At 68.0% G+C, this 10,341-nt stretch carries 8 protein-coding genes; 2 read left to right on the top strand and 6 right to left on the bottom strand.

Features of this window, described 5'->3' with window-relative positions:
* Both D7W79_RS31885 and D7W79_RS31880 read right to left on the bottom strand, forming a co-directional pair.
* Positions 1–477, bottom strand: a 477-nt coding sequence (locus D7W79_RS31885) for an FAD-dependent monooxygenase (RefSeq protein ID WP_147442145.1), incomplete at its 3' end; no start/stop codon positions are given.
* Positions 474–1,127, bottom strand: coding sequence for a gluconate 2-dehydrogenase subunit 3 family protein (locus D7W79_RS31880; RefSeq protein WP_120529143.1), 654 nt, complete (start codon positions 1,125–1,127; stop codon positions 474–476). The genes D7W79_RS31885 and D7W79_RS31880, both read right to left, overlap by 4 nt.
* Before the next feature lie 179 nt (positions 1,128–1,306).
* Here D7W79_RS31880 and D7W79_RS31875 point away from each other — a divergent pair, with 179 nt between their 5' ends.
* Both D7W79_RS31875 and D7W79_RS31870 read left to right on the top strand, forming a co-directional pair.
* Complete coding sequence (locus tag D7W79_RS31875) at positions 1,307–2,635, top strand: sialidase family protein (protein WP_120529142.1); 1,329 nt, start codon at positions 1,307–1,309, stop codon at positions 2,633–2,635.
* Entirely contained in the window at positions 2,632–3,183 is a 552-nt protein-coding gene (locus tag D7W79_RS31870) for a hypothetical protein (protein ID WP_120529141.1), read from the top strand. The genes D7W79_RS31875 and D7W79_RS31870 overlap by 4 nt, the downstream gene beginning before the upstream one ends.
* Before the next feature lie 50 nt (positions 3,184–3,233).
* On the opposite strand, the gene D7W79_RS31865 is transcribed toward D7W79_RS31870, so the two are convergent.
* The 4 genes from D7W79_RS31865 to D7W79_RS44600 form a co-directional block, all read right to left on the bottom strand.
* Entirely contained in the window at positions 3,234–3,881 is a 648-nt protein-coding gene (locus D7W79_RS31865) for a DUF3332 domain-containing protein (RefSeq protein ID WP_120529144.1), read from the bottom strand.
* A gap of 60 nt (positions 3,882–3,941) precedes the next feature.
* A complete protein-coding gene (locus D7W79_RS31860; RefSeq protein WP_120529140.1) occupies positions 3,942–5,306 on the bottom strand; it encodes a sigma 54-interacting transcriptional regulator in 1,365 nt (454 codons plus the stop codon).
* A 193-nt stretch (positions 5,307–5,499) separates the two neighbouring features.
* Positions 5,500–8,433, bottom strand: a complete 2,934-nt coding sequence (locus D7W79_RS31855; RefSeq protein WP_120529139.1) for a right-handed parallel beta-helix repeat-containing protein — start codon at positions 8,431–8,433, stop codon at positions 5,500–5,502.
* Between the two features lie 233 nt (positions 8,434–8,666).
* Positions 8,667–10,340 carry a hypothetical protein gene (locus D7W79_RS44600; protein ID WP_439099252.1) on the bottom strand — a complete coding sequence of 558 codons (1,674 nt, stop codon included), beginning with the start codon at positions 10,338–10,340 and terminating at the stop codon, positions 8,667–8,669.
* Position 10,341: the final 1 nt, after the last annotated feature.

Raw genomic sequence — 10,341 nt, 5'->3', positions numbered from 1 at the left:
GCTGCGGGGCTCCGCGAAGGGGTGGGGGATGGCCTGGCCGGAGACGCCCAGCTCGGCCTCCGCCTTGTCGTAGAAGGGCGCCAGCTCCTCGTAGGAGATGGGCCAGTCCGCCACGGTGGTGCCGGGCACGGCGCCCAGCGTGGAGCGCAGGCGGAAGTCCACCGGCTTGAGGCGGTAGAAGAAGCCGCTCATGTGCACGGTGCCGCCGCCCACGCAGTTGGCGGTCCACGCGGCGTTGCTGCGCTCGTAGCGGGCCTTGGGCCCCTGGCGCACCAGGTGCGGCTCCTCCCACGGCAGCGGCATGAAGAAGTTGCGGCGGCTGTTGAGGATCTCGTCGTGGACGAAGTCCTTGGGCTGGTAGTGGCGCCCCTTCTCCAGCACCACGACCTTGAAGCCCGCGCGCCCCAGCTCCAGCGCGAGCGGCGCGCCGCCCGCGCCGCTGCCCACGATGCACACGTCCACGGAAGGGAGGCTCACGGGTGGTGACCCCCGCACTCGCGCAGGCATTTGGGCCCGTCGTAGCCCTCGGGGGGCGCCATGGCGAGGGTGCCCACGGTGTCGAAGCCCATCAGCCGCCAGCCCACGCGCCCCTTGTTGCCGCCGTAGGACGGGTCGCCCAGGAAGCCCTCCAGGCTGAGCGTCATCAACAGCTCGAAGAAGTGGGCCTCGCCGCTGCCGGCCGGGCTGTCCTTGAAGATGGCGAGCAGTTCGTCCTGCTGGGCGGGCGTGGCCTGGGCGAAGCCCTTCTGGAACATGCGCTGCGCGCGGCGCTCCAGCGCGGCCAGGCCCTGGAGGAAGTCGCGGTGCATGGCCTGAAGCCCCTGCGTCTCCAGGATGCGGTCGATGTAGAGCGCCACGTCCGCGTCCTGGGCGCCCGGGTCCTCGTCGCGGGGCAGGAGCCGCTCCGTGGCCGCGGCGACGACGGCGTACTCGAAGGCGGAGAAGGTGCGCAGGGCCTGCCCGGCGGTGGTGGTGCCGGTGGGCGCCGCGGGCTTGGGCGCTTCCGCTTCCTTCGAACGTTTACACGCGGCGGCGCCCAGCAGCACGACGCCACCGCCGAAGAAGGTGAGCCGCTGGATGAAGGTGCGCCGGGACAGCTTCGGGGGGAGCGAACGCGCGCGAGCCATGGCGTGGCAGCCTAACCCAGGTGCGCGTGCTTCATGGCACCCGAGAAGGGGCCGGGGTCGGTTGGCCGCCCACCGCGTGCGTGATGCGCGGCCATACCCCAAGGCGTGACGGACAACGCGCGCGGCTGGCGTAGGATGGCGCGCTCAACTGGGCCGACTGAACCAAGGAGAAGAACCGCATGAAACGGCACGCGTGGCTACTGGGAGCGGCGCTCGCGCTGGGATGTGGCGGCGGCAAGCCGGCCAACCCGGACGCGGGCACGAATCCGCAGAACGATGGCGGAACGACGGACACGCCCTTCGCGCGGCTGACGGTGGACACGGAGCCGAGCGAGCAGACCGCCCTCTCCAACATCGCGATGGCGGTGGCCCCGGACGACCGCATCGGCATCGCCTACTACGCGAAGGTGAGCGACAAGGACTTCGAGCTGCGCTACCGCGAGGTGCGGGACGGCCAGGTGCAGCCGACGGCGGAGAAGATCGCCACCGTGCAGCGCATGTACGGCGTGTCGCTGGCGTTCGGCCCCACGGGCCAGCCCGCGGTGAGCTACCTGGGCGGCCAGAGTGATCAGTCCGTCTTCTGGCTCCAGAGCGACCTGGCGGTGTCCTTCCGCAACGCGAACGGCACCTGGACGGAGAGCATCGCGGTGAAGCGGGGCGACGAGGCCATCGCGGGCAACCCGGTGAGCGACACGGGCTATCTCGTGGGCATCAATCCCTCCATCGTCTTCAGTGGCAGTCAGGCGCTGGTCGTCTACCGCGACGTGCACAACGGGCAGTCCCCGCAGCAGGACTGGGCGGGCAGCGACGTGGAGCTTGCCAGCGGCGGGCCCACGACCTGGCAGCACCGGGTGGTGGCGGCGGGAGGCAATGGCACGGATGAGAAGCCGGCCTATGGCGGGCGCCTCCAGATGTTGATGGCGGGCGACCAGCCGGCCCTGGTGTTCGACCAGGCGTTCGGGGCCGCGGACGCGTCCGGGCAGAACGTGTTCTTCCAGCGCCGCAACACGGACGGCACCACGTGGACGCCGCCGGTGAAGGTCCAGTCGGTGGGCGGCACGATGCTGGGCGCCTCCCTGGCGTATGACCCCGTGGTGGGCTTCGGCATCGCGGCGGTGGACCGCTTCACCAACCGGCTCACGCTCATCAGCTGCACCGGCACGACGGGGACGAAGTGCTCGGCGGCGCAGGACTGGACGACGCCGGACCCCGTGTACCAGACGGGCTCCGGCGGCTGGTACCCGTCGCTGGCGTTCGACCCGAAGACGCACGACCCGTCCATCGCGTTCCACGTCTGCTCGCTGGAGTCCGGGCGCAACGAGGGCAACTGCTCGCCGTCGGACGACGCGCTCATCATCGCCACGCGCGTGGAGGACCAGTGGCGCGAGGTGACGGTGGACACGGCGGGCGGCTGGTCGCCGAAGCTGGCGTTCCTGTCCACGGGCCAGCGCGTGGTGCTCTACCGCGCGGGCGGCACGCAGGCCCTGACGCTGGCGGTGGAGCGGTGAGCCTCGCGGGACGCGCCGTGGCGGCGCTGGGGCTCGCGGCCGTGCTGAGCGGCGCGGGCGCCGTCGCGTGCCGGGGAGACAACGAGCTGTCCGGCAGCGTGTCGGAGCTGTTCCCCGTCACCGACGTGTCGAGGGTGGAGATCCGCCGCAACCCGGAGGCGCTCCAGGTGAGCTACTTCCGCAACAACGGCCTGGACGTGGACCTGGTCGCGCGGCTCACCGTGGACACCGAGGGCGTGGACCTGAAGCCCGGCACGAAGGTGCAGCTGGGTGGCACCACGCCGTCCGGCCGCGACCGCGCGTCGGTGGTGCACGTGGCCGCGGGCGAACCCGCGCGCGCCTTCACCCAGGTGGAGCGGGGCGACCTGGTGCTGGACGAAGGCGGCAACGCGGGCGAGGCCACGCGCGGGGACTTCTCCCTGTCGTTCAAGAAGGGCGACGGCTACGGCGCGGGGCGCAGCATGGAGGGGACGTTCAACTCCCTGGCGCTCGACGCGGGCTTCGGTCCGGACCTGGGCGACGTGGTGGTGGACGAGCCCTCGCCCTGATTCACCTCAGGGCTTCCGGTGGAGTCCGCCGGAAGCCCTGACGTCCTGTCTCACGGCGTGCAGGTGTCGAGCGCGGCCATGCCCTGGGAGAGCTGTCCCTGGTGCGTGGCGAACTGCGCGAGCGCCGGCGCGCCGCCGTCCAGGAAGAGCTGGCGCGCGGCGTCCACCGCGTCCCGCGCGTGCACCGTCACGGTGGCGCCGCGGGCGTCCGTCACCTTCACCGCGCCGTCCTGCTGGCCCTGGGCGCGGATGAGCAGGGCGCCCGCCTCGTCGCGCGCGACCATGCCGTCCTCCAGCGGCTCGAAGTAGCGCACCAGCGGCTCCTGGCCCTCGCGCTGCAACTCCAGGCGCATGACGCCGGACTCCACGTCGCGGGACATCTTCAGCGTGTTGGTGGGGCTGAGCTTCACGAGGCGCGTGTTGTCGTCCTCGCCCGCCACGCTGCTCACCGGGTTGCTGCCGGTCCAGAACTCGATGCTGTTGACGACGATGGCGTCCACCAGCGTGCCAATCTCATAGACGGGCACCACGACGAACACGAGGAACACCAGCCACTGGACGAACTTGTTGCCGGAGATGCCCTTGTTGAACTGCCAGATTTTCTGCGTGAGCTTGAACGAGCCGAAGCAGCCCGTCGCGTTCATCATCAAGACACCCGCGCACAGCACACCGAGCCAGCGGGACGGACGCAACTTCATGAAGCCCTCCTGGGGGATGGGGGACCGCGTGAAAGCGGCCACCACCATGCCACGAAGGGTTCAGTCCGGCTCGCTCTGAACGAGCCCGTATTTGTGCAGGAGCGAATAGAGGTGCTTGCGGTCCAGCTCCGCCTCGCGGGCAGCGCGGGCGATGTTGCCCCGGGCGCGGCCCAGCAGGCGCGTGAGGTACTCGCGCTCGAAGGCACGCACGAGCTCGTCCTTGCACACCTTGAACGGCCCGGTGAACTCCACCGGCAGGAAGTCCCCGGCGGGCGTGGGCACGTCGCGGGTGAACTCGCGCAGGAGGTTGTCCCCGGTGAGGCCGGGGATGTCCACCATGTGCCGGGCGCGCTCCAGGGCATTGCGCAGCTCGCGCACGTTGCCCGGCCAGGTGTGCCCCAGGAACTGCTCTTGGATCTTCTCCGGCAGCCGGGGCCAGAGCCCCTCGCCCGCGAAGGCCTCCACCAGCAGCGGGATGTCCTCCTTGCGGTCGCGCAGCGGGGGCAGGCTGAAGGTGAAGACAGACAGGCGGAAGTAGAGGTCCTCGCGGAAGCGGCCCGCCTGCGTCTCCGCCCACAGGTCCTTCTTGCTGGCCACGACGATGCGCGCGTCGAAGGAGATGGGCGTGGAGGAGCCCAGGCGGCGGAACTCGCGGTCCTCGATGGCGCGCAGCAGCTTGGGCTGCAGGTCCAGGGCGAGGTCGTCGATTTCGTCCAGGAAGAGGGTGCCGCCGTGGGCGCGCTCCAGGCAGCCGATGCGCTGGCCCACCGCGCCGGTGAATGCGCCCTTCTCATGGCCGAACAGCTCGGACTCGATGAGCGAGTCGGACACGCTGGCGCAGTCGAAGACGACGAGCGGCCCGGCCGCGCGAGGGCTCAACTTGTGGATGGCCTTGGCGCCCGCGCCCTTGCCGGAGCCCGTCTCCCCCACCAGCAGCACGGTGGAGTCCGTGGGGGCGATGCGCTGGAGCAGCGCGAAGATCTGGCGCATGGGCACGCTGCGGCCCACCAGGTCGCCCAGCCGGTCCTCGACGGTGGGCTCCACCTGCACGGGCGCCATCTGCGGGCTGAAGCGCAGGCGCACGTCGCCCACCTCCAGCAGGGCGCCGGGGCGCAGGTAGGCCTCGCGCACCTGCGCGCCGTCCAGGAAGGTGCCGTTGGTGGAGCCCAGGTCCTGCACGAGGAAGCGGTCGCCCTGGCGGCGGACCACGAGGTGGTTGCGGCTGACCGTGGGGTGGTCGATGACGACGTCGTTGTCGGTGGACTTGCCGACGCGAAGGTCCTCGGTGGCCAGCGGGTACACGGTGCCCGCGCGTTCGGTGTCCAGCAGCACCAGGTGGAAGCGCTGCGCGGACAGCCGCTCGCCCTGCGCCCGCGCGGCGACGACGGTGTGCGTGGGGATGGGGGCCGGGGGAACGGAAGGCATGAGCGGGCGGGATTCTAGACGGCTTCTGGCCCGCGCGGGCTGTCTGTCGGCATGCCCGTGCCCGGCTGGTGGACAGCCGGGCACGGCGCGTCATTCCCGTGACGGCGTCTTTGTTTTGAGTCCGGAGAAATGGCACGGCCGTTCTGCTCGGAAGCTGAGAAGAACGGCTGTGGGACTCCGTGAAGTGAGGGGGCTAGTTCCCGGGGTACTTCACGAGCCACGCATCGTCAGGACCGCCCTGGCTGGGGGCGAAGATGTCCGAGAAGGTCGAGCCGCCGGAGACGACGTCCCCATACGGGTCCACCGCCAGACCGAACGCGTAGGTATACGTTCCGGCGCGCACACCCACGTCCGATTGCCACACCCGTATCCCCTCGGGCGTGAACTTCCACAGCGCCATGTGGTGGGACGCGTTGCCCGAGGCGTAGACATGCCCATCCGGTGACGTCGCGACGGCCCAGATGATGGCACTCGAATAGCCGAACTCGTGCCAGTCCCTCGTCCATTGGAGCGCGCCGCTCGCGCCATCGAATTTGTAGAGGAAGGGATTGTCGAGCTCGGAGCCCGGCCGATTTCTTCCTCCCACATACACCCCACCCGCGGCGTCAACGGCGACGCCATTGGACAGGATCTCGAAGTAGGACGGGTCCGGCATGTCCCGCCAGGTCTCCCAGATCAGCGTGCCGGCCGAGTTGTACCGGGCCAGGTAGATCCTCTTGAAGTAACCAATCGAGCTGGTCTTGCCGTGGCCAGTGACGAAGACGGAATCGAGCGCGGCGTTGTAGGCGATGGATGTGAGCTCCTCCTCGAACGAGGTGCCCGTCGTCCGGGTCCAGGCCACCGAACCATCCGGGTTGAGTTTGGCGAGGTAGAAGTCGGTCTGCTGACTCGTGATGGAGCCCGCGACGTAGAGGTTCGTTCCATCGGTCGTGATGCTGTTGAGTTGCTCGCTCGTGGCGCCTCCGAATTGGGAGCTCCATTGCCGTGTCCCGTTCTTGTCGTACTTGACGACATAGGCGTCGTAGCCCCCCGCGTTGACACCGCCGAGGTTCCCTATGGTGGAACCCGCGAGGAAGACGTTGTCGAGCGCATCGACCGCGACCCCATTGCCGGTGTCCGTGGAAGCCGTGCCCATCTGCCGCGTCCAGCCCTGTCCACCCGTCACGGAGTAGCGGCCTACGAAGGCGTCGTTGTAGCCCTGGTTGGTGAACCCGAAGCTGCCGTCGCTCGTGCCAGCGTAGAAGACATCCCCCACACTGTTTGTCGCGACCGCGTGGATCCGATCCGTGTACTGCGTCCCGCGCTGGATGCCCCACACGGGGTCCGGAAATTCACTGGTCGGGCAATCGCTCTCCACCGCGCCACGGTCCGGCAGGCTGGCGCTGCCGCAGCGCCGTGTGCTGTTGGTCGAATCGGCGAGCGCGGTGTCGATGCCCGCCGACCCCGGTTGCATCCGCAGGTCACCCGAGAACCCATTGCGGAAGAGGGGATTGCCTTCGCTGCTGCGCGTGGGCGCACTGCCCGCATGGTCGAAGGGCGTCTGCGCCTGCCAGTTCGCGAGCGTGAGGCCCGCGGTGCCGTTCAGCCGGAAGCGGGCGCCCGTGGGGTGATAGAAGAGGTTGTTCTCGCTCGTGAGGACACCTGCAACCATCAAGGGCTGAAAGAACAGCGTTCCACCGACGCGGTTGGTCGGGGTGAAGGGCGGCTCGGTGTCCGCCGGGTCGTTGTAGGCGAACCCACCCACCTCGGAAATGATGTTGTTCCAGATGCGGATGTCGCGTGCGTCTTCCCAGGCCGGGTCGTTGGAAGAGGGGTGGACCTGGATGCCACTGTGCGGAAGCTTGTGCAGCGTGTTGTGGTACACCTCCACATTCGCGGCACGGTAGATGGTGATGCCATCGCCGCAGTTGAACTTCTTCTGCGCCCGCGGCCAGGTCGTCACCAGGTTCTGATTCATGTTGTGGATGCGATTGCGGCGGATGACGATGTCCGAGGCTCCCGGCTTGTCATACCGGCCTACTTCGATGCCAATGCCGCTGTCGAAGATGTTGGCATCTTCGATGCGAACCCGGGTCGCCTTGTAGTGCACGATGACGGCCGCGCCTCCACAGATGGGCGTGTTGTCGTGCCATTCCTCCGCCGCATAGAGGTTGTAGAAGCGGTTGGCGCCCGTGATGAGGACGTTCTGGCAGGACTTGATGTCCACGGCGTTCTCCATGTTGTCGTGGAAGTCATTCCCTTCGATGGTGATGTGGCGTGAGTCCAGGAGGGTGTTCTGGCTGCCGTCGGGCAGGAGAGCCTCCTGCTCCGAGCCCTGGCACTGCACGCTGTCTCCGGAGTTGTCGTAGCTGAAGTTCTTGGCGATGTGGACGTGGTGGGAGCCGTACTCCATCGTCACGCCGTTGCCGTCCGCACGCACGATGATGTTCGGGTCCTGCGGATGGGGTGCGGTTCCCAGGTTGTGGGCGAGGTGGTTCCCACTCACCGTGACGTGAGAGGCGCCACGCAGGGCAATAGCGCCATCCTGGCAATGCTCGATGTTGGAGTTCAGGATCGCGACGTGGTCGGAGAACGCCAGATAGACGCCGGTCACATCCTTGTCCTGGCAGTCGATCATCACATTGCTGAGGACCCAGTACTGCGTTTCGCCGAAGTCGAAAGGGTTCTTGGTCCCGTACGGGATGATGCGCGCCTTGTTCTGGTAGTGGTCCAGGCCCACGATGCGCCGCGGCTTGTTGGGATTGCCGCTCTGGGTGATGTAGCCGTTCGTCCCCTCATACGGCGTGGGGCTGCCATGCACGTAGAGGGTGGTTCCCTCCGGGAGCTTCCCCACGGCATATCGGATCGTCTTGCACGGCTGGGCTTCGGGGCCACAGGTCGCCGTGTCATTGCCCGTGTGCATGACGTGGTAGCCGTCGCTGAGGCTGCTGCCGCTGATGGAGATGAATGCCTTGTCGGGCAGCTCCACCTGGAAGTCCACCAGTGCGGCCTTGGAGGTCTTCAGGTGCTCTGCGGGTTTGGCGCTGGGTGTCTCGCTGTCAGGAGGGTCGTCGCAGGCCGAGGTCCAAAGGACGCTGCAAAGGGCCAGGATGGTGAGCGGCGCGAGTCGGGGGTGGATCCGTGGCATAGGTTGTGACCGCGCTCAGACACCTGGAAACGCTTCATGCGAGTCCATTGCTGAGCGCGACAGGGTTGATGACGGAGCCACGGGAATTTCCTGGCGATGGCAAGGGTGCTGAGGTCGGGTGGATTGTCGTATGTCTTTCAGTGGCGGCCTGTGAGTGATGTCTGGTGAATAGAAAAGCGGCCACCCTGACTTCGGGTGGCCGCTCGGTCATGACCAGGCGTGTCTGCTATTGCTCAGTCGCCCTCGTAGATGCCGATGGCGCCCGGGGTGATGGGGCCCTTGACCGGTTCAATCGGCGTGAAGGCCACGAGCATGCGGCGACGGGCTCCGGAGCGGTCCACCTGGATGTCCGGGATGCGCATCTCGGAGAGATGACTCCCGAAGAGCGAGTAGCTGTACTTCGTGACGCCCGCGCCCACGCGGCTGATGCCGCCGCCCCAGGCGGCTCCTGCCCACGCGCTGTTGTCCAGGGGATCCACCGCGACGCTGGAGACATGCGGAGCGATGAGGTCGTTCTTCAAGCTGCGCAGGACATTTCCTTCCGAGTCGAGCTGGAGGAGACCGTTGCCGAAGGAACTCACCCAGACGCGGTTGGTTCCGTCGGGGACGACCGCCATTGCGGAGACGAGGTCCTCCGTCCGCTCCTCGGGGCGGGCGTAGGGCCACTCCTTCTCACCTACCGCATCCGTCCACAGGTCACGGCGGTTCCACTTGTACTCCGGGTTCTCGGTCATCGACTGCGCCTTCCAGAAGTCGTTGCCGTTGGAGCCGTAGTAGTACTTGGTGGAGCGGTTGGCGCCACCAACCCAGACGTCGTGGTTGGGCAGGGGGGCGATGCCGTAGTAGGCGTCCGTCAGGAGCGCATCCCGGACCTGGTACTTGCTGTAGTCGTTGCCGTACTGGGCCTGGTCGTTCTTGTAGTTGCTGTAGATGAACGCGCTGTAGGCCGGGTGGCTGTGCTCTTCCAGGCCCGAGCACTCCAGCTTCCCGTTGCACGTCGGGTTACCCGCGTAGTGCGCATCCCCACGCGCGAAGCCATGGTTGCCGCCAAACCAGACGCTGCTCTTCTTGGGGTCGGAGTCCTTGTCGTAGGCGACACGGTAGACGTGACAGAGCTTCTCCCGCCGCTCGTAGCCCTTCACCACGCCAGGGCCAGAAGAGATGTCGTAGTGAACGACCTTGAGGGTGCCGTCGGCACGCAGTTCCACGCGGTCCGCGTCACCGCTCTTGTAGACGCTGGCGTCCGCGGGACGCTTGGCCTGGTAGGCGGTGTCCCATTCGCTTTCGCAGTCCGCGATTCCCGCGGGCGGCGGCTTGCCCGCGTAACCGACGAAGACCGCGCCATCCCAGGCGCCCGCGACCGAGATGACCTTGAGGTAGGGCGCGCCAGAAGGCGCGCTGCCATCCGGCATGTAGCCGTAGGGGCGGAGGCCGTCCTCCATCGTGAACTTCTTGAAGGTGGACTCCCCCTTCTTCAGGAGGAACAGGCCCTCTTCACCGCCCGCCACCCAGATGTTGCCGCCTTCATCCGCGGACACGCCGTAGACGAAGCGGGGACCGCCTTGCTCGCGGCCGTAGAAGGTCCAACCCGGCGCGGACGGCAGGGGGTACTTCGTCTCTCCCGGATCCGTGGTGCCCGCGTCCGTGCCGGCATCCGTCCCGGTGCCAGCGTCGGTGCCAGTGCCTGCGTCCGTTCCCGTGCCCGCGTCCGTCCCGGTGCCAGCGTCGGTGCCAGTGCCTGCGTCCGTTCCCGTGCCCGCGTCGGTGCCAGTGCCCGCATCAGTGCCGGTGCCGCCATCCGGCAGCCGCGGGTCCTCCACGGGCGTCACCGGCACCACCGGGGTGTCCACGCGCCGCGTGTCGCCGTCGTCCCCGCCGCAGCCTGCCCACCCCAGCGCTCCCACCAGC

It is taken from the genome of Corallococcus exercitus (genome assembly GCF_003611585.1).
In the GTDB taxonomy this organism is placed as follows: domain Bacteria; phylum Myxococcota; class Myxococcia; order Myxococcales; family Myxococcaceae; genus Corallococcus; species Corallococcus exercitus.
The sequence above is the reverse complement of the archived record's forward strand: the minus strand, read 5'-3'. Positions and strand labels throughout refer to the sequence as shown.